The organism is Sphingomonas sp. Leaf9, from assembly GCF_001421355.1.
Taxonomy (GTDB): domain Bacteria; phylum Pseudomonadota; class Alphaproteobacteria; order Sphingomonadales; family Sphingomonadaceae; genus Sphingomonas.
In genome coordinates this window covers 128547-148235 of record NZ_LMKC01000002.1, presented here as the reverse complement: position 1 = coordinate 148235, position 19689 = coordinate 128547, and the positions used below count along the sequence as shown (strand labels likewise).

Genomic DNA, 19689 nt, shown 5'->3' with positions numbered 1-19689 from the left:
ATCAGCGTCCCAGCCGGAGCGTTTCGGTGATGAGCGACTTGGCGGTCGACATCACCTCGACATTGTTCTGATAGGTGCGGGCGGCATCGAGCATGTCGACCAGCTCGCGCGGTTCATCGACAGCCGCTTCCCACACATTCCCCTCGCCATCGGCCAGCGGGTTGCCGGGGTCGTGGCGCTTGGACGGTGCCTCGCCCGCCGTCACCACCTGTGCCGCGTCGACCGTGGCAAGGCCGCTCGCCGCATCGAAGCTGGTGCGGAACACCGGCTTCATCGTGCGATAGGCGCCCGCCTCAGTCGTCGACACCGCCCCGGCATTGGCCAGGTTCGAAGCGGTGGTGTTCATCCGGATCAGCTGCGCCGACATGGCGCGTCCCGATACTTCGAAGATGCTCATGGGTGCGGGCATGGGCTTATTCCCCCTTCAGCGCGCGGGTGATGGTGGAGATGCGGCCGTTCAGGAACGCCAGCGTCGTCTGGTACGCCACGGCGTTCTCGGCAAAGGCGGTCTGTTCGGTGACCAGTTCGACGGTATTGCCGTCGAGTGAGGGCTGCAGCGGCCGGCGATAGAGCGTGTTGCTGTCGATCGAGCGGTCGACATTGCCGCCCTGCTCGACACCGGCCAGCGCCGCGCGGAAGTCGACATCCTTTGCCTTGAACCCCGGCGTCGAGGCATTGGCGATGTTCGATGCGAGCATGCCCATGCGCTGCGCCCGCACCTGCAGCGCGGTGCCGTGTATCCCGAACAGAGCATTGTCGGCCATCGGACGATCCCAAAGTCGGCGCGCCGGATGCGCGTCACACGGGATCACAGCAAAGGGCGTGCCAATTTCACGCCAGCGCCTTCGCCGATCTGCAAATCGGCCGCGTTGCCGCACGCTACCGGCAAACGGCAACCGCGGCCGGCAATCGCTTGCCGCCGCAAAACTGGCACCGTGTTTGCAGGGAAGCGGGCATGGATGCTTCCGTGCTCGCCCCCTATGCCGATCCGGTCGCCGCCGCCTTCGTGGTCGGCGGCACCGTGTTCGCGCTGCTGATCCGCACACCGCCGGGCGACCTCGGCCGCGCGATCCGCGCGCTTGCCGTTATCGGCCGACGCCCCTTTTCGGCCGGCGACGGGCTGACCCAGATCGCCGCGCTGGGTCGTATCGCCAAAAATCACGGCGTGATGTCGCTCGACCGGTCGCGGATCGCCGATCCCGACATTGCCGATGCCATCGCCGCGATCGTCGACGGCACCGGGCCGGAAGGCGTGGCCGCGACGCTGCGCCATCGCAACGAATCCCGCGCCGAACGCCACCTTGCGGCCGCCGACATGTGGGCCGCCATCGCCGAACTGGCGCCGGCGCTGGGCATGGTCGGCACGCTGGTCGGGCTGGTGCGGATGTTCATGGCGATGACCGATCCGACCGCGATCGGGCAGGCGATGGCGATCGCGCTGCTGTCGACGCTCTACGGCGCGGTGCTGGCCGCGCTGGTCGGCATGCCGATCGCCGGACGGCTGCGTCGTCTGGCCCGTGCCGAAGCATTCGAACGTGCCCGGTTCGAGGCACCTTTGGTCGCGCTCGCCAGGCGCGAGCGCCCACAATTCCGGGAGGCTGCAGAATGAGAATGAACCGTTTCGATACCGCCCCCGGTCGCCCGCTATGGCTGACCACCCTTGCCGACCTGTCGCTGTTGCTGGTCGGGTTCTTCGTGTTCCTGCAGGCCGCACAGGCGGTCGACAAACGCGCGCTGACCGCCGGTATCCGGGCCGGGTTCGATGCCCAGCCGATCCCGATGACGGTCGACCGCGCGGTGATCGACGGCTTTGCCGCCGGCTCCGCCGCCCTGCCCGCCGGCACCGCGAGCAGCGTCGATTTCGTACGTGGCGCGGCGGCCGACCGGCGGATCGCCGTCACGCTGACCGGCGGCACCGATGGTGACGTAGACCCCGCGAGCGGCAGCGCCGCGATCCTCGCCACCGACCGGGCGCGTGCCGTGGCCGCGCTGCTGGTCCGCGAAGGTGCTGCAACGCCCGCACAGATCGCCTTCGCCCCGCCCGGCACCGGCGGGCGCGGCGTGTTCATCGACCTGGGCTTTGCCGGTGAGCGGCAAGCCGTTGCCGACCGGCAAGCCCCGCTTGCCGCCCCTGCCGATGGAGCAGAGAAATGATCCGTTACAGCCTGTTCGCCGCACTGCTGCTCGCCGCCCCCGCGGCGGTCGCGCAGACATTCCAGTCGACCGCGCAGCTCGACGAGGCGGTGGTGCAGTTCACCGGGGCCAGCATCGGCATGGACGGCGGCGCGCAGATGCCGGTCGATCCCCGGCTGAAGCTGGCGCGCTGTCCGATGCCGCAGTTCGGCTGGCTGTCCGACCGGCAGGATGCGGTGGTCATCAGCTGCATGGCACCGACCTGGAAAGTCTATGTGCCCGTCCGCCGCCTGACCCGCGTGGCGCCCGAACGCCCCGCCGCGGCACCGGCAGCGGTCGTCGCCGCCAAGCCCGAACCGGTCATCCGCCGCGGCGACCCGATCATGGTGGAGGCCGGCGCGCCCGGCTTTTCGATCACCCGTGACGGCGTGGCGATGGGCGATGCGCCGGTGGGGGGTCGGTTGATGGTGAAGATCGACCCGGCCAAGCCGCCGATCCAGGCGATCGCACTGGAATCGGGCCGGGCCGCGCTGCCGGGCTTCACCGGCTGATTCCCGAAAAAATAATCTCCCAGTAATTTTTGCTAAAGAAGTTCGGGATGCCGCCGTTTCTCCTCATGTCAGCAGTTCGCAAAGGACGGGGACATGGTGGATTCTGTCGGATCAAGGCTGGTTTCTTCGATCGGTGGGCGCGGTGTCGCGCGTACCGACGGGCAGACACGCACCGAAACGCCACAGGCGCCACAGGATGCGACGCCCGCCAAGAGCGGCGTATCGCTGCTGGCGAGCGGGACCACCGCACAGGCGATGTCGTCGTCGCCACCGGTCGATACCGACCGGGTAGCGACGATCCGCAAAGCGATTTCAGAGGGCCGCTTCCCCTTGTCGCCCGCCACCATCGCCGACCGGCTCATCGCCCTGAAACTCGATTGGAACAGCAATGAACCGGCGTGATGCGCTGATCCAGATCATCGACAGCCTGCACGCCGAAATCGCGGCGCTGCAGACCAACGATGTGACCGCACTGGAAACCGCCACGGCGATGAAGCTGAAGGGGATTGAGGCGGTTGCCGCCAATGACGACCTGCCGCTCGACGCCGAGCTGGAAACGCTGGCACGCGAGGCGCAGCGGCTGAACGAGACCGCGCGCATCTACGTCAACCTGATGGCGGCCAATGTCCGCCGGCGGATCGACCAGCTGGCCGGCGGCAGATTGCCGGCATACCGGCCAGGCATTGCCGCCTCGCCGCAGCGCATGGCCGCAGCGGCGTATCGCTGAACGCGCCACCGCGACGAATCCCGAACTGGCACGACGCTTGCTGTGCTCCCTCCTGAACAGGGGAAGCAGAGCATAGCCCGATGAGTGTCGTTCCGGTAGAATCCCGATCCTATGTCCACAGCGCGATCGCGAAGGCGAGCGCGCGGACAGGTGTCGATTTCAATTTCCTGCTGGGCCAGGCACAGGTCGAAAGCGGCCTGCAGACCAACGCACGCGCCGGCACCTCGACCGCGACCGGCCTCTATCAGTTCGTCGAGCAGAGCTGGCTGGGCGTGGTGAAGGCGCATGGTGCCGAGCACGGCATGGGCTGGGCCGCCGACAGCATCCGCCAGGGCAGCAACGGCCGCTATTATGTGGCCGACCCGGCCACGCGCCGCGCGATCCTGCAACTGCGCAGCGACCCGCAGGCATCGTCGCTGATGGCCGCCGAACATGCCGCCGACAACAAAACCGCGCTGGAGAGCGCGCTGGGCCGCAGCGCGACCGGCGCCGACCTGTATATGGCGCATTTCCTGGGGCTGGGCGGTGCGCGCCATTTCCTGACCTCGATGCAGAGCAATCCGGATCGGTCGGCGGCGGACATGTTCCCCGCCGCTGCCCGCGCCAACCGCTCGATCTTCTACGGTGCCGGCGGCCAGCCGCGCTCGCTCGCCGAAATCTACGACAAGATGGCCGCCAAGCTGGATCGCGGGGCGAAGGCCGGCGGCGGCAGCGGGGTCGGCATGACCGAAATGCAGGGCGGCTTCCCGGTCAACCGGATGCAGCCCGCCGTCCTGATGAACGGCTTCGACGGCGACGTCATCATGGGGAACGAGGCGCAGGGCGGCGACGCGGCGTGGCTGACCACCACCCTCGCCAATCTGAACGTCGTGCGCAGCCGTGGCGGCGACGCGGCGGCGAACCCGGCACAGCTGGCCTCGCTCTATCGCCCGACCCCTGAATCGGCGCGGCTCGCCTATTCGATCCTCGCCAATCTGGGTAACGCATGATGCAGGCGATCCTGAGCAATCCCAAGAGCATCCTGCCCGCGCTGCGCGGGTCGGCGCTGCCCGGTGCCATCCTGCTGCTCGTGCTGCTGATGGTCGTGCCGATCCCGGCGTTCATGCTCGACATCTTCTTCGTCATGAACATCATGATCTCGATCGCGGTGTTGATGGTGGCGCTCAACGCGCAGAAGCCGCTCGACTTCTCCGCCTTCCCGACCGTGCTGCTGTTCGCGACGCTGTTCCGCCTCGGCCTGAACGTCGCATCGACCCGCGTCGTGCTGGTCCACGGCCATGAGGGCGAAGCGGCGGCGGGCCATGTCATCGAGGCGTTCGGCACCTTCCTGATCGGCGGCGACTATGTCGTCGGTCTCTTCGTCTTCTCGATCCTGATCATCATCAACATGATCGTGGTGACCAAGGGCGCGGGCCGCGTGTCCGAAGTGTCGGCGCGCTTCACCCTCGACGCGCTGCCCGGCAAGCAGATGGCGATCGACGCCGACCTGAACGCCGGCCTGATCACCCCCGACGAAGCCCGCAACAAGCGCATCGAGACCGGCGCCGAAGCCGATTTCTATGGCGCGATGGACGGTTCGTCGAAGTTCGTGAAGGGCGATGCGGTCGCCGGCCTGCTGATCCTCGCGATCAATATCGTCGGCGGCCTGATCCTGGGCGTCGTCAGCCACCAGATGGCGGTCGGACAGGCGGCGCAGACCTATGTGCTGCTGGCGATCGGCGACGCGCTGGTTGCGCAGGTCCCTTCGCTGCTGCTGTCGATCGCCGCCGCCGCCATCGTCACCCGCGTCACCTCCACCTCGCAACAGGACCTGGCCGGACAGATCGGCAGCCAGTTCGCGTCGCACCGCACCTGGGCACCGGTCGCCGGTATCCTGGGGCTGCTGGCGATGCTGCCAGGGATGCCGTTCCTGGTGCTGGCACCCGCCGCCGGCATCGCCGGCTTCGCATCGTGGAAGCTCGCCAAGCAGAAGAACGCCCCCCCGCCCCCGCCGCCGGTCGAGGCACTGCCCGAAGCCGCCGACCTGTCGAAGATCGGCTGGGAGGAAGTGGCCGACACCTGCCACATCATGCTCGACATCGGATACGGCCTGGTGCCGCTGGTCGACGAGCGCAAGGGCGCACCGCTGATGAGCCGGATCACCGGGGTCCGCCGCCAGCTGTCCAAGGAACTGGGCTTCGTCGTGCCGCAGGTGAAGGTGCGCGACGACATCAACCTTGCCCCCTATACCTATCGCATCTCGATCGGCGGCGTGGTCGTCGGCGAGGACATGGCATCGGCGACCGAGATGCTGGCGCTCGACACCGGACAGGCGGTCGGCGGGCTGCTGCAAGGCAAAACCGCGAAGGACCCGACCTTCGGCCTCGATGCGATCTGGATCCAGCCGGGCGATGCCGATGCGGCGACCGGTGCGGGCTATCTGGTCGTCGATGCCGGGACCGTGATCGCCACCCATCTGAACCACGTCCTGACCGTCAACGCGACCGAGCTGCTGGGCCCGGACGAAGTGCAGTCGCTGCTCGATGGCCTCAAGGACCGTGCCGCCAACCTGGTCGCGGCGCTGTGCCCCAACCCGCTGTCGCTGACCACGCTGACGCAGGTGCTGCGTGCGCTGCTGGCCGAGAATATTACGCTCAAGGAATTCCGCCGTATCGCCGCCGCCATCGTCGTGGTCGCCCAGCGAACGCAGGATGCCGACGAGATCGTCGAGCTGATCCGGCCGGAGCTGGGCGCGCTCATCATCCAGAAGCTGTGCGGCGTGCGCGAGCCGCTGCGCGTCATGACGCTGGAGGGCCAGCTGGAGGCGCTGCTGGGGCAGGCGATGCGCAACGACCCGAGCCGCCGCCATGCGATCGAGCCGGACCTCGGCCGCCGCATCGTCGACGCGCTGACCCATGCCGCGCAGCCGCTGATGGCCGAGGCCAAGCCGTTCGCGCTGGTCGTGCAGCCGTCGATCCGCGTCGCGATCCGCAAGCTCGTGAAAACCTGCCTGCCCGACACCCCGGTCATGAGCTTCTTCGAAGTTCCCGAGGACAAGGCAGTCGAAGTCGTCGCCGTCATCGGTGCCCCGGAGGCCATCCCAGCATGAACGCCCCCTTCTTTCCCCAGCCCGAGCTGAGCGTCCCGGTCTATACCCGGACGGCGAGGCCGAACGACGGCGATGCGATCGTCCGCCGCCATCTGCCGCTGGTCCGTCGCATCGCGTGGCACGTCCATGGCCATATGAGCACGATGGTCGATGTCGAGGATCTGGTGCAGGTCGGGCTGGTCGCCTTGGTCGAGGCGGTGCCGATGTTCGAGGACCGGGGGACGGTCACGTTCGAGCAGTATCTGGCCACCCGGCTGCGCGGGGCGATGATCGACGAGCTGCGCCGGCAGGCGACGATCAGCCGGGGCGCGATGAAGCGGCGGCGCGACTATGCGAAGGCGGTATCGAGCCTGACCGTCGAACTGGGCCGCGCGCCGGTGCCGGCCGAGATCGCCGACCGGCTGGGCGTGCCGCTGGGGCGGTTGCGGGTCGATTATGCCGATGTCCAGTCGGTGCAGTTCGATTCGATCGACGACGTCTATACCGACGAAGCACCGTGGTTCATGGACGACGGCCCCGATGCGTTCGAGGCGCTGGCCGAAGGGCAGTTGCGCGAGACCCTGATCGCCGCGATCGGCGCGCTGCCCGAGCGCGAGGCGCAGGTGATTCAGCTCTATTATGTCGAGGAACTGAACCTCGAGGAAATCGGGCAGGTGCTGGGCGTCGGCGCGGCGCGCATCTGCCAGATCAAGAAGGCGGCGCATGGGAAGCTGAAAAAGGCGCTGGCGCGGGCGACCGGATAGGTTTCGGTTTGGTTTCAGGTATTTGGGCGGGGTCGGACGGGGAGTCCGGCCCCGTTTTTGCGTCCAAAGTTCACAAAGTTCACACTCGTGCACGTTTTGCGCAGGGGGTGTGGCGGTGCGTCGGGCGGTGAGGTTCGGCGATGGGAAAGAGCGGGTGGCGGAGGGTAGCGTAGGCGAGCGGCTGTAGGAAAGCGGGGCGGTCGTCGCGCAGGCGGGGGCCCAGGGTTATCGGGTGCTGTCTTTGCGAGGGGGACCCTGGCTCCCCGCCTGCGCGCGGATAGGGGTGCGGCAATAAGGCGGCGTTTCGTTTGCGGGCACCCCCCTCCACCATGCTGCGCATGGTCCCCCTCCCCGCGCAGCGGGGAGGATTTTGGGTGTGCGCTATATATAGAGTCTGCATATTCGCCGGAAACGCCGAAACCCCCGGTGACCACATCGGGTCACCGGGGGCTGGTCCCGTCGCCGGGAGTTCCGCCGCCACCGCCTTCATCAAGGGGGAGCGGCGGCGGCGGAGCCGGGATTAGCCGAGCAGCTTCAGCACGCCCTGCTGCGACTGGTTCGCCTGGGCGAGCATCGCGGTCGAAGCCTGGCCGAGGATCTGCGCCTTGGCGAGCGCCGTCGATTCCGCCGAGAAGTCGGTGTCTTCGATGCGGCTGCGGGCTTCCTGCAGGTTCGACGAGGTGGTGGTCAGGTTGTTGACGGTAACCTGCAGACGGTTCTGGACCGCACCGAGGTCGCCGCGGATCGACGAAACCTTGTCGAGCGCCTTATCGATGGCGTTCATCGCGACGGCGGCATTCGCCTGGGTCGAGACGTTCAGCGCGCCGCCGACCGTATCGGCCGAACCGCCCTGTGCCGACACGCCGACCTTGGCGAGCGAGGTGTCCGAACCTTCGACACGGATTTCCGCACCGGTGTCCGACTTCAGCTCGACACGACCGCGCAGGGTCAGGCCGGTGCCGATCGCACCGGTCGAGCCGCCGCCGTCATCGCCCTTCATGCCGATGACCATGCCCGCCGAGGTACCGCCGGTGCCGTCCTTCAGCGTGATGTCGTTGCCGGTCGACGAGGTGAGGATCAGGTTGCCCTTGTCATCGCTCGACGCGACCAGGCCGCTGATGCCGGCATCGTTGATGTTCTTCACCACGTCCGACATCGACATGCCGGTCGTGCCGTCGGCATCGCTCAGCGTCACGGTCGAACCGTTGATGACCAGCGTGTTGGCAGCGACGATCTTCGACGAGTCGAGCGACACGGTCGCCTTCGTCGTCGCAGTCGCGGTGACACCCGACTTGTCGCTGACGGCGTTGATCGCGGCGGCCTTCGATGCGGCCGATGCGTCGTTCGATGCACCGACGGCGACGCCGTTGATCTTCACGTCGTCGGTGACGGCGAGCGCGGTCGCACCGACGGCCGAACCCTTCACGCCTTCATTGGCGGTGGTTTCGTTCAGGCCGAGCGCGGTCAGGCTGGCGGCGGAGCCGGTCGCGCTGCGCTTGATGTCGATTGCTTCGCCGGTCGAGCTCTGGAGCGCGACGAAGCCGCCATAGGTGCCGGCGGTGAAGCCGGCCTTGCCCGATGCCGTGCCGCCGATGGTGATCGACTTGCCGGTGTCGTTCGACAGGACGATCTTGCCTTCGTTGTCGAGCTGCGCGGTCACGCCGCCCACGTCGCGGTTGATCTTGTCGACGAGTTCCTGGCCATTGGCGCCGGTGATGTCGACGCCCGTGCCGCTGCCGACGGCGATCGTCAGGCTGCCGGTCGCGGTGATGCCGCCGGCCGAGATCGGGCCGCCCGACAGGGTGTTGTATGCCTTGGCCGACACGCCGGTCTGGCCGGTGTTGGCGTTGATGCTGGCGGCGGTCGTTTCCGCGTCGGCAGCGGTCAGGGCGGTGCCGAGGGCATTCTTGCCGTTCAGCTGCACGTCGCCGACGGCGACGGTCGCGGTGTCGATACGGCCGGTGGTCGCCTGGCCTTCGACGCGGTAGCCGTTCAGGCCGAGCGCGGTCGCCGAGGTGCTGGTGAGGCTGACCGAGGTGGTCTGGCCGGCCTGCGAACCGGTCTGCAGCGTTACGGCCTTCACCGTGCCGTCGAGCAGGTTGATGCCGTTGAAGTTGGTCTTGTTCGCGATGTCGTTGATCTGCGCGGTCAGCTGACCGACTTCCGACTGGAGCGACTTGCGTTCCGCCGAACCCAGCGTGCCGTTCGCGGCCTGGCCGGCGAGTTCCTTCATGCGCTGCAGCATGTTGGTGACTTCGCCCAGCGCGCCTTCGGCGGTCTGCGCCATCGAGATGCCGTCATTGGCGTTGCGCGCGGCAACGGCCATCGTCTTGATCTGGCTGGTCATGCGGCTGGCGATGGCGAGGCCGGCGGCGTCGTCCTTGGCCGAGTTGATACGCTTGCCGGTCGACAGGCGCTCCATCGAGGCCTTCAGGGCGTCGTTGGCGGCGGACGAGGCGTTGGCGGCGCGGAGCGATCCGATGTTGGATCCGATGACGGTCATTGGGTGTGTCCTCCAGTGTGACTTCCAGCGCCCCGCGTCCCCCCTTGAAACGATCGGGATCGAAGCTGCTGCCCGGAGAAACGGCACGCATCGGGCGGTATTAAGCAAAAAAGTTCCGCCCCTCCCCCGGCCCTCGCGCGCGTACGAGGGCGTACGCGGAGTACAGAGCCGAATCGGGATGGATTTTACCGGCCGTTAACCATTTGCCGGCAAAAGGGTGCCGTTCAGGGGGAATGTCCGAAACGATGCGCTCGATCTATCCATCCGCTGCCGTGCTCGGCGCCAAGTTCACGCTGGTTTCGTCGCTGCGCGCGCAGGGCTTCGCCCTTGCCAATGCCGGACAAAAGCCGGGGCCGAACGACGTGTTCCTGGTGATGGAAGGCGAAGTGCCGCCGATCGCGGCCCGCACGCTGGTCCTGGCCGACGGCCCCGCCTCGGCGACCCCGTTCGAAGGGGGCCGCCCGGCCCGCCTGTCCTATTCGCATGCCGACACCGAGCTGGCCCATGCCTTTGCCGCCGCGCTGCTGTGCGGCCGGCACGAGGCGGTCGCCGCCGATCCGGAAAGCCTGGCGCTACAGGCACTCGCCCGCCGGGTCGCCGCCGCCGACATCACCGTGCTGGTGAACGGCCCGACCGGCACCGGCAAGGAAGTGCTGGCCCGCACCATCCACGCCGAGAGCGCGCGCGCCGACGGCCCGTTCATCGCAATCAACTGCGCCGCGCTCCCCGAAACCATGCTGGAAGCGATGCTGTTCGGCCATGTGAAGGGCGCGTTCACCGGCGCCGGCGCGGCGGGCGAAGGCTTTTTCCGCGCGGCGCATGGCGGCACGCTGCTGCTCGACGAGATCGCGGAAATGCCGCTGCCGCTGCAGGCCAAGCTGCTGCGCGTGTTGCAGGAGCGTGAGGTCGTGCCGATCGGCGCGACCCAGGCCGAGGCGATCGACGTCCGCGTCGTCGCCTGCGCCAATCGCGATTTGCAGGACGAGGTGGCCGCCGGCCGCTTCCGCGCCGATCTGTATTACCGCCTCAGCGTCTTTCCGCTCAGCACCCGCGCACTGGCCGACCGGCCGGGCGATGTCGCGGCGCTCGCCGCCGCGATGGTCGTGCGCCACGCGGGCATGCGGGGCACGTTGCCGTGGATTTCGGACGAGGCGCTCGCGCTGCTCGGCCGCCACGACTGGCCGGGCAATGCCCGCGAGCTGGAGAATGTGATCCAGCGCGCGCTGCTGCTGGGCATGGGCGACCGCATCGAGGCGCACGACATCGTGTTCGACCGGGCGAGCGCCGCCAACGTCGCCGCGACCGCCAGCGCGCCCCGCGCGGTGGAGCCGGTGGCAGCGACGCTGACCAACATCGTGCAGATCCACGAGTTCGCGGCGATCCGCCGCACGCTGGAGGAATGCGGCGGCAACCGGATCGAGACCGCGCGGCGGCTGGGGATTTCGGAGCGTACGCTGCGCTACCGCCTCGCCAAGGCGCGTGAGGCCGGCGAGCTTCTGGTCGCACCTGCCGCACAATCGATGGCGGCGTCGGCATGAGCGGCGTCGGCGGTGTCGGCGGCGCGATGGGCGTCGACCGGGTGATGCAGCTTCGTGCGCAGATCCTCGAACGGAACCAGGCCCTGTCGAAGGCGAACGCGCAGGTCGCGACCGCCCCGGTGCAGGCCGAACCGGCGAAGCCGACCAGCTTCGTCGAGGCGATGGGCGACGCGCTGAAGGGCGTGAACGCGCAGCAGAACAAGGCGAGCGAATTGTCGGCGATGTATGAACGCGGCGAGACCGTGGACATCGCGAAGGTGATGATGGCGCGCCAGCAGGCATCGGTCGGCTTCGAAGCCACGATGCAGGTCAGGAACAAACTCTTGTCCGCCTACAAGGACATCATGAGCATGCCGGTCTGATATGGAAAACGCTCTCGCCACCACCGGTGCAGGCGGCGTTCCCGCCGCCCCCGCGACCAAGTTCGCCAACCCGCTGACCCAGATTGGCGGGATCATGAAGAACCCCGCCGTCAAGCGCAGCCTGCCGATGATCTTCATCGTCGGGCTGGTGCTGTCGGCGGCGCTCGCATGGATGGCACTGGCCACCCCGCCGCAGCGCACGTTGTTCCCGCAGCTGCCCGACAGCGACAAGCAGGCGGTCGTCGATGCGCTGGGCGCGGCGAAGATCACCAGCCATGTCGATGATTCGGGCGGGATCACCGTCGCCGAGGACGATTATCACCGCGCGCGTATCCTGCTGGCCGGCCAAGGCCTGCCGAAGGCCGCGCCGGGGGGCTATGCGATCCTCGACCAGCTGCCGATGGGTGTCAGTCGCGCCGTCGAGGGCGAACGGCTGCGCCAGGCGCGCGAGACCGAACTGGCCAAGTCGATCGGCGAGATCGAGTCGGTGGCGGACGCCCGCGTCCACCTCGCGATGCCTGAATCCTCGGTGTTCGTGCGCGACAATGCGCAGCCGTCCGCTTCGGTCATCGTCCGGCTGGAACCGGGCCGCAGCCTGACGCAGGCGCAGGTCCGCTCGATCGTCAACCTCGTCGCCTCCTCGGTGCCGGGGATGAAGGCCGACCAGGTGACGATCATCGACCAGATGGGCGCGCTGCTGAGCAAGCCGACCGATGGCAGCGAGGGATCGACCCTTTCCGACGAGCGGATCGATTACCAGCGCCGGATCGAGGACAAGTATCGCGCGCAGCTCAACACGCTGCTGACCCCGCTGCTGGGTGCCGGCAATTTCTCGGCCGAGATTCAGGCCGATGTCGATCTGGACCAGAGCCAGGCGACGCGCGAAAGCTATGACAAGCAGGGGGTGGTGCGCGCCGAACAGGGCAATTGGCAGGGCAATACCCCCGGCGAGACGACCCCCGGCGGCATCCCCGGCGCGCTGAGCAACACGCCGCCTGCCGCATCGACGCTGGCGACCGCGACCCCCGGCCCCGCCGGTGCCACGGTCCAGCCCGGAACCGCGCCGGGCGCCACCCCGCCGGTCAAGACCAGCGAGAATTTCAACCGCGCCTATGACCTGGGCAAGGAAGTGTCGGTGACCCGCGCGGCGCCGGGATCGATCCGTCGCCTGTCGGTCGCCGTGCTGCTGCGCGAACCCGAAGGGGCCAAGCCGCGCACCCCGGCCGAAATCCAGCAGATCAACGATCTGGTGAAGGCGGCGGTCGGTTATAACCAGCAGCGCCAGGACACGGTGACGGTCATCAGCCGGAAATTCTCGCCCGATGCGACCGCGACCGATGTCGCCCGCCCGTGGTACGATGCCGACTGGGTACCGCTGGCCGCCCGCAACGGCACCGCACTCGTCATCGCGCTGCTGGTGCTGTTCATGGGCGTCCGCCCGATGGTCAAGGCGATCAACGAGAAGCGCAAGGCCGACGCCGCCGCCGAGACCGCCCGCGCCGCCGCCGCCGAAGCCGCGCAGCAGGCCGCGCTGACCGCCCCCGCCGGGCCGGAACCGGTCAGCATGGCGATGCTGGAAACCGCGCAGGGGTATGACGACCGGGTCGGGCTGGTCCGCGGCTTCACCCGCGACAATCCGACGCGCGCCGCGCTTGCCATCCGTGACATGATCCAGTCGGACGCCAAGTCGTGAACGCCCCCGTCCGTATCCAGACCGGCGTCGAACGCGCCGCCGTCCTGATGATGCTGGTCGGCGAGGAGGAAGCCGCCGCGATCCTGCAGAAGCTGGAACCCGAAGAGGTCCAGCAGCTGGGCAAGGCGATGTTCAGCGTCGCCGATGTCAGCGAGGACGAGGTGTCGGTGGTCCTCGACGATTTCGTCGAAAAGGCCCGCGAGCGCACCACGGTCGGCTTCGACCCGCGCCCGCATATCGAACAGGTGATGAACCGGGCGCTGGGCGCCGACAAGGCCGAGAGCGTGCTCGCCCGGATCACGCCGGTCGAGACCGCGTGCCAGATCGAGCTGCTCGACTGGATGGATGCGGCCGAGATCGTCAGCCTCATCAAGGACGAGCATCCGCAGATCGCCGCCGTCCTGCTCGCCAATCTCGAGCCGGGCGTCGCGGCGCAGGTGCTGGAGGGGCTGCCCGAGGCATCGCAGCCGCAGATCCTGCACCGCATCGCCAAGCTGGGGCCGATCACGCCCGAGGCGATCGACACGCTGAAGTCGATGCTGACGCGCCGGTCGACCGGCCGTTCCAGCGGGACCGGCGTACAGCTGGGCGGGGCGAAGGATGCCGCCAAGATCCTGTCGTCGGGCCGCAAGGCGACCGAGACGCGGGTCATGCCGAAGCTGGCCAAGATCGACCGCGACATCGCCCGCCAGATCGAGGACCAGCTGTTCGTCTTCGACAACCTGCTGGAGATGGACGACAAGAATCTGGGCGTGCTGATCCGCAACGTCGACAGCGACCTGCTGGTACGCGCGCTGAAGGGCGTGGACGAGAATGCGCGCGGCCGGTTCCTCGGCTGCATGTCGGCGCGCGCCGCCGACGGCATCCGCGACGAGATGGAGGCACGCGGTCCCATGAAGCTGGCCGAGGTGCTCGACGCGCAGAAGGGCGTCATCACCGTCGCGCGCCAGCTGGCCAAGGACGGAACGATCATGATGGGCGGCGGCGACGACGATTATGTTTGAGAGCGCCACCTCCCCGACGTCCGCCTGCGGCTTCGTCGCCGGCTTCGCCAGCCGCCATGTCGCGGCGGCCGATATCCTGGCCCGCGCGTTCGGCGCGCCCGATCCGTTCGCGGCGACCGGCGTCGTGCCGGTGCGCCCGGCCGATTTCGGTGTCGCCGCCGGTGCCGCACAGCCCACCGGCCCCAAGCATTTCCGCCCGGCCGATCCCGATGCCAACCCGACCGAGGGCTGGGACCCGTTCTCGACCGTGGTCGACGAGGTGGCGTCGCCATTGGACCCGGTGACCGAGGCGCATGCGGCGGGCTTTGCCGAGGGGCTGGCCGCCGCTGCCGCCGCCAGCCAGTCCGACACCGCGCGCCACCATGCGCTGCTCGCCAAGCTGGCCGATGCGCTGGGCACTGCGACGCATATCGACCGCGAGGCGATGGCCGCGCGGCTGCGCCAGACCGTGCTGACGCTGGTGCGCCAGATCGTGGGGGAGGTCGGCGTGTCGGCCAACCACCTGGTCGAACGGATCGACGCCGCCGCCGACCTGCTGGCCGATGGCGCGGAATCGGCGATCCTCCGGATGCACGAAGCCGACATGCCGCTGGTCGAGGGCAAGCTGCCCAAGGCGGTGTTTGCCGTCGCCGACGCCCATGTCGAGCGCGGCGGCTTCATCCTCGAATCCGCCTCGACCGTGGTCGAGGATGGTCCGTCGCTCTGGCTGGAACAGCTGGGTGCCGTGATCGAAACCGTGCAGGTGCCGCGCTGATGCTCAACCGTTTCGCCGATGATTATCTGGGTGCCCTCGCCCCCACCGATTTCCGCCCGCGCGCGCGGGTGGCGGGCAAGCTCGCCAGCTATGACGGGCTGTTGATGGAAGCGGTCGGGCTGTCGCTGCCGGTCGGCACCGTGTGCCAGGTCGGCACCGGCGATGGCGGCCATGTCGAGGCGGAGGCGATCGGGTTTCGCAACGGTCGGACGCTGATGATGAACCTGGGCGGCCCGGCCCCCCTCCTCCCCGGTGCGCTGGTGCGACCGGGCGACAAGCCGGGCGAGGCCGAGGTGGGCGAGGCGATGCTGGGCCGGGTGGTCGATGGCGCGGGCAAGCCGATCGACGGCAAGGGCCCGATCCGGGGTGCCACTCGCTGGCCGCTGGCCGGGCGTATCCAGTCGCCGCTGGACCGGGGCCGCGTGCTCGAACCGATGGACGTCGGCGTGCGCGCGATCAACGGGCTGCTGACCATCGGTCAGGGCCAGCGCGTCGGGATCATGGCAGGGTCGGGCGTCGGCAAGTCGGTTCTGCTGGGCATGATGGTCCGCGCGGCCAAGGCGGACGTGATCGTCGTCGGCCTGATCGGCGAGCGCAGCCGCGAGGTTTCCGATTTCCTCGAAACCAAGCTGAAGGGCGATGCGCGGGCGCGGTCGGTCGTGGTCGCGGTGCCGGCCAACCATTCGCCGGTGCTGCGCATTCGCGGCGCTTTGCGGGCAACCGCGATTGCCGAGGCGTTTCGCGAACAGGGCAAGAAGGTCCTGCTCATCATCGATTCGCTGACCCGCGTGGCCCATGCCGGTCGCGAGATCGGCCTCGCGCTGGGCGAGCCGGCGTCGGCGCGCGGCTATCCGCCGTCGGCCATCGCGATGCTGCCGGGGCTGATCGAGCGGGCGGGCACGTGCGTGCGCACCGGCGGGTCGATCACCGCGATCTATACCGTGCTGGCAGATGGCGACGACAATAGCGATCCGGTGGTGGATTCGGCGCGGTCGATTCTCGACGGGCATATCGTGCTGAGCCGGCAACTGGCCGAGCGCGGCGTCTATCCTGCAATCGACCTGGGGCCGTCGGTCAGCCGCGTGATGACGGACATTGCCGACAAGCCGCATCTGGCCGCCGCGCGCGTGCTGCGCCGGCATCTGGCGACGTACGAGGAAAATCGCGATCTGGTGCTGATGGGTGCGTATCGCCCTGGCACCGATCCGGCGATCGACGGCGCGCTGGCGGCGCATCCCGCGGTCATGGAATATGTGAAGCAGGATTCGGACGAGGTAGTGTCGCTGGACGATGCCGTTGCCGAACTGGTGGGGGTGTTCGGTGTCTGACAAGGCCAAGCGCCTGGCGCGCGTGCTGCGCGTGCGGACCATGCAGCTCAATCTGACCCAGGCCGAGGAAGCGCGCGCCGCCGCCCGCGTGGCGGAAGAGATCGCGCTGCGCGACCGCATCCTCCATCTGGCGCAGGCGGTGTCGCCGGTACCCACGCCCAGCGCCAGCGCGCAGACGCTGGGCGCCGCCGCCCATTATCGCGAGAAACTCCACGCCACCGCGCGGGTCGTCGAACACCGCGTGGCGCAGGCCGATGACGGGCTCACCCGCGCAAAGTCCGCGACGATGGCCGCCAAGCGCGACCAGAGCGCGGTCGAAAAGCTGCTGGAGCGCGCCCATGCCGCCCGTGCGCTGCGTGAATTGCGCGCGCTGGAGAATGCACCGCCGGTGCGCCGTCTCAATCGGCACGATCCTTGCTGATCGACCGGTCGAACGCTTTGACGGATCGACCCATGCAATTGCTCTCGGCCCTTTCCAGCACCACCTCCCCGCTTGCGATGCAGACGCTGCCGCTTGGCGCGTCGGGGGCGGGCGACTTTGCCGCGTTGATCGCGGGGATGGTGCCGGCGGGGGATGCGGTTCCGGGTGAGCGGCAGGCGGCTGCCCCGACCGGCAACCCCTTGCCGGTAATGCCTGCCGCGGCGGTCCTGCCGGTCGAGGCGGTGCCGGCGGTGGCCCCGCCGCTACCGGTATCGGCGACCGAGGCGGTGCTGATGCTGACGCAGGAGGCCGATGCGCCGATCGTGGCGCAGGTCGCGCCGGTGCTGGCCGCGACGGCGGTCGTCGGCGCGCTGGCCGGCATACTGCCCGACGAGGAAGCCGCCGCCACCCCGCCGCGTGCCGAGGATGTGGCGACCCGCGCGACGCTGCAACTGCCGGTACCGGTGCGCTTCGCCCCGCTCCCGCCACGCGTGAAGCGGGCCGAACCAACCCCATCGAGCGATGCGCCGCCGCCCGGCGAGAGCGAGAACGGCGATGATGCTGCCACGCCGCCGTCGATCGTCGTCGCGCCGGCAGTCGTGCCGCATCCGGCCGAGGCGATCCTTGTCGCCCTCCCCCCGACCCCGCCCGTCGTGCCGGACGATGATGCCAAGCCGGCGGCTGCGCTGGTGATCGAGGACGGACAGGTCGTTGCCACCGCCCCCACCCCCGCCGGAGCGCCGCCGATGCGCATGGCGAAGCGCACCGAGACGCCCGCCCCGATCGCCCGCCCCGCGCCCGTCGCCACGCAGATCCCCGATAGGACGCCTGTCGCCCGTGCCGCGCCGGCAAACGGGACGGTGACGCCGCTCGCCACCGATACGGTCGTGACGGCGCATATCGTCGTGCAGCAACAGGCCGACGACATAGCGCGGCCCGACCAACCGCAGGCCGCCCCGCGCATGGCCAGGATGCCGGCCGCGCAGACGACCGCGCCCTCTGTGGTGCCGGTCATGTCGCGTGCGGTGCCCGGCGCAGCGTCTACCAAGCCAGCCATCCAAACCGCCACGCCGGCTATCGCGGCTGATACGACATCGGCAAAGCCAACCATCTCTAGCGCTGCGCCGACCGTCGCACCGAGTGCGACACCGCCCAAGCCATCGGTCATGCAAACCGTACCGATCGCGGTGCCAACCGTCGCGCCCGCTGCGACGTTGAGCACGCCACTGGTCACGCCAGCCGTTCCGACCGCTGAATCGACGTTCGCGCCGAATGTCGTGCCGAACAAGCCTCTGACCGCGCCAACCGACTCGATCGCGGCGTCGACCGTCACACCCGCTGCGACGCCGACCAAGCTACCGGTCACGCCAACCGACCCGATCGCAGCGCCGATCGTCGCGCCCGCTGCGACGCCAAACAAGTCACTGGTCACGCCAACCATCCCGACCGCTGCGCCGTCCATCGCGTCCGATGCGACGACGGCCAAGCCTGCCATGTCGAGCGTCGCACCAGCGGTCGTGCTGGACGCGCCGTCGATCAGGCCATCGGCCATGCCGGCGCTCGCAGCTGCGGCCGTACCCGCCACGCCAGCAGCATCGGCCACGCCGAGCATCGTGCCCGCCGCGACGACACTATCGGATGCCGGTGCGGTAAGCACTCCGGTCACGGTCGACGCGTTCGCGCCGGCTACCAACGCGACACCGCAGGTCGCCGATGCCGTGCCGGTCGATTTGTCGACAGCGATCCCACAGGTGTTGCGCGCCCAGAGTCAGCGCGAGGCGACGCCCGCCGCCGGCCCGGTGACGGTGCCGGTCGCACCCATGGTTTTGCCGGTGGACGCGGCCGTGCCAGCGCCGGTGGTAGTCGATGGCGTCGTCCGCGCCCGTCCGACGGTGCACGCCGCTGCGACGACGACCGCGCCTCTCGCCAACGATACCGCACCGACCGCTGCGATCCCGGCCGAGCGGGAGATGGCTGCGCCTGCACCCGCGAGCGCACCGACCGCGCGCCCGGACGGTCCCGCCGCCGAGCGCATCCCGATCGCCGGCGAGGCTGCCGCGCCGGTGGTGCCGGTCGCCGCGCCTACCGTGCAGCCGGTCACCGTTGCCCCCCCGGTTACGCGGATCTCCACCGCGCCGGTGTCCGATGAGACGCCTCCGGCACCTGAGACAGACGGCATCACGCCGGCCGTTCTGCACGAGAGCCATGCCGCCGCGCCGATGCCGCAGGTGACGCGCGTCGCCGCCGCGCCGGTGCAGACGCCAGCGCCGATGGTCGATGCCGGCTTCACCGATCGCGACGCCCCTGCCCCTCGCGTGCGGCGCGACGACGACCTGTCGGTCCCGGCCACCGGCGCCGCGCAGGCACCGGAGGCTGCCACATTGCGTCCGGTCGCGCCGACCGCGCATGCCGCGAGCGCCACGCTCGACACCCGCCAGCCGCAATGGGTGGAGGGGATGATCGACCGGATCACGACGCTGCGCGACGCGAACGGCACGAACAACGGCGAAACCCGCATCCGCCTGTCGCCCGATGCGCTGGGCGATGTCGAGGTGGCGATCCGCACCGGCGATGACGGCAAGCTGCATGTCCACTTCAGCAGCGACAATGCCGATGCCGGGCGCCTGCTAGCCGAGGCGCAGCCGCGCCTGGTGCAGATGGCCGAGGCACGCGGGCTGAAGCTGGGCGGGATGCAGGTCGATGTCGGCACGCAAGCGCAATCGCAACAGTCGCAGCGGCAGGCGCAGGATCAGGGCAACCCCGCCCCCCGCGCGCCGCGACCGGCGACCCAAGCCCATACCCAAACCACCCGATCCGATGATCGTATCGCCTGAGGAAGTATGA

At 69.1% G+C, this 19689-nt stretch carries 18 protein-coding genes and 2 pseudogenes; 16 read left to right on the top strand and 4 right to left on the bottom strand.

Annotated features, from left to right (window positions below):
* Position 1: 1 nt before the first annotated feature.
* Both flgC and flgB read right to left on the bottom strand, forming a co-directional pair.
* Positions 2–409, bottom strand: a complete 408-nt coding sequence (gene flgC / locus ASE58_RS04830) for a flagellar basal body rod protein FlgC (protein ID WP_082456994.1) — start codon at positions 407–409, stop codon at positions 2–4.
* A 4-nt stretch (positions 410–413) separates the two neighbouring features.
* A complete protein-coding gene (gene flgB, locus ASE58_RS04825) occupies positions 414–764 on the bottom strand; it encodes a flagellar basal body rod protein FlgB (protein ID WP_055758458.1) in 351 nt (116 codons plus the stop codon).
* A gap of 191 nt (positions 765–955) precedes the next feature.
* On the opposite strand from flgB, the gene ASE58_RS04820 reads away from it, so the two are divergent.
* From ASE58_RS04820 to fliA, 8 genes are all read left to right on the top strand, one after another.
* Complete coding sequence (locus tag ASE58_RS04820) at positions 956–1609, top strand: motility protein A (RefSeq protein WP_055818397.1); 654 nt, start codon at positions 956–958, stop codon at positions 1607–1609.
* A 2-nt stretch (positions 1610–1611) separates the two neighbouring features.
* Positions 1612–2154 carry a flagellar motor protein MotB gene (locus tag ASE58_RS04815; protein WP_235513494.1) on the top strand — a complete coding sequence of 181 codons (543 nt, stop codon included), beginning with the start codon at positions 1612–1614 and terminating at the stop codon, positions 2152–2154.
* Positions 2151–2684, top strand: coding sequence for a hypothetical protein (locus ASE58_RS04810; protein WP_055758448.1), 534 nt, complete (start codon positions 2151–2153; stop codon positions 2682–2684). The genes ASE58_RS04815 and ASE58_RS04810 overlap by 4 nt, the downstream gene beginning before the upstream one ends.
* A 93-nt stretch (positions 2685–2777) precedes the next feature.
* A complete protein-coding gene (flgM, locus tag ASE58_RS04805) occupies positions 2778–3086 on the top strand; it encodes a flagellar biosynthesis anti-sigma factor FlgM (protein ID WP_055758444.1) in 309 nt (102 codons plus the stop codon).
* The gene (locus ASE58_RS04800) at positions 3073–3411 is read left to right on the top strand and encodes a hypothetical protein (protein ID WP_055818393.1); all 339 of its coding nucleotides are present in this window, start codon (positions 3073–3075) and stop codon (positions 3409–3411) included. Before flgM ends, ASE58_RS04800 begins: the two co-directional genes overlap by 14 nt.
* A gap of 80 nt (positions 3412–3491) precedes the next feature.
* Positions 3492–4400 (top strand): hypothetical protein, encoded by a 909-nt coding sequence (locus ASE58_RS04795; RefSeq protein ID WP_055818392.1) that lies wholly within the window; start codon positions 3492–3494, stop codon positions 4398–4400.
* Complete coding sequence (flhA, locus tag ASE58_RS04790; RefSeq protein WP_200909318.1) at positions 4400–6499, top strand: flagellar biosynthesis protein FlhA; 2100 nt, start codon at positions 4400–4402, stop codon at positions 6497–6499. Before ASE58_RS04795 ends, flhA begins: the two co-directional genes overlap by 1 nt.
* A complete protein-coding gene (fliA, locus tag ASE58_RS04785) occupies positions 6496–7242 on the top strand; it encodes an RNA polymerase sigma factor FliA (protein WP_055818389.1) in 747 nt (248 codons plus the stop codon). Before flhA ends, fliA begins: the two co-directional genes overlap by 4 nt.
* A 520-nt stretch (positions 7243–7762) precedes the next feature.
* Here the strand turns inward: fliA and ASE58_RS18290 are convergent.
* Positions 7763–8014: pseudogene (locus ASE58_RS18290) on the bottom strand (flagellin); the annotation flags it as partial.
* An 849-nt stretch (positions 8015–8863) separates the two neighbouring features.
* Positions 8864–9745, bottom strand: a pseudogene (locus ASE58_RS18285) (flagellin N-terminal helical domain-containing protein); the annotation flags it as partial.
* A gap of 245 nt (positions 9746–9990) precedes the next feature.
* Between ASE58_RS18285 and ASE58_RS04775 the strand changes: the two are divergent.
* Genes ASE58_RS04775 through ASE58_RS04740 form a run of 8 tightly spaced genes read left to right on the top strand, consistent with a single transcriptional unit; the run spans position 9991 to position 19679 of the window.
* On the top strand, positions 9991–11283 hold the full coding sequence (locus tag ASE58_RS04775; protein WP_055759283.1) for a sigma 54-interacting transcriptional regulator: 1293 nt from the start codon (positions 9991–9993) through the stop codon (positions 11281–11283).
* Positions 11280–11645, top strand: coding sequence for a flagellar hook-basal body complex protein FliE (fliE, locus tag ASE58_RS04770; RefSeq protein ID WP_055818385.1), 366 nt, complete (start codon positions 11280–11282; stop codon positions 11643–11645). Before ASE58_RS04775 ends, fliE begins: the two co-directional genes overlap by 4 nt.
* Before the next feature lies 1 nt (position 11646).
* Positions 11647–13338 carry a flagellar basal-body MS-ring/collar protein FliF gene (fliF, locus tag ASE58_RS04765; protein WP_055818383.1) on the top strand — a complete coding sequence of 564 codons (1692 nt, stop codon included), beginning with the start codon at positions 11647–11649 and terminating at the stop codon, positions 13336–13338.
* Positions 13335–14342 carry a flagellar motor switch protein FliG gene (fliG, locus tag ASE58_RS04760; RefSeq protein WP_055818381.1) on the top strand — a complete coding sequence of 336 codons (1008 nt, stop codon included), beginning with the start codon at positions 13335–13337 and terminating at the stop codon, positions 14340–14342. Before fliF ends, fliG begins: the two co-directional genes overlap by 4 nt.
* Positions 14335–15096, top strand: coding sequence for a FliH/SctL family protein (locus tag ASE58_RS04755; RefSeq protein ID WP_055818378.1), 762 nt, complete (start codon positions 14335–14337; stop codon positions 15094–15096). Before fliG ends, ASE58_RS04755 begins: the two co-directional genes overlap by 8 nt.
* Positions 15096–16424: a FliI/YscN family ATPase gene (locus tag ASE58_RS04750; RefSeq protein WP_055758417.1), complete on the top strand. Its 1329-nt coding sequence runs from the start codon at positions 15096–15098 to the stop codon at positions 16422–16424. Before ASE58_RS04755 ends, ASE58_RS04750 begins: the two co-directional genes overlap by 1 nt.
* Positions 16417–16845, top strand: coding sequence for a hypothetical protein (locus ASE58_RS04745; protein WP_235511824.1), 429 nt, complete (start codon positions 16417–16419; stop codon positions 16843–16845). Before ASE58_RS04750 ends, ASE58_RS04745 begins: the two co-directional genes overlap by 8 nt.
* A 32-nt stretch (positions 16846–16877) precedes the next feature.
* A complete protein-coding gene (locus tag ASE58_RS04740) occupies positions 16878–19679 on the top strand; it encodes a flagellar hook-length control protein FliK (protein ID WP_156347616.1) in 2802 nt (933 codons plus the stop codon).
* Positions 19680–19689 lie beyond the last annotated feature (10 nt).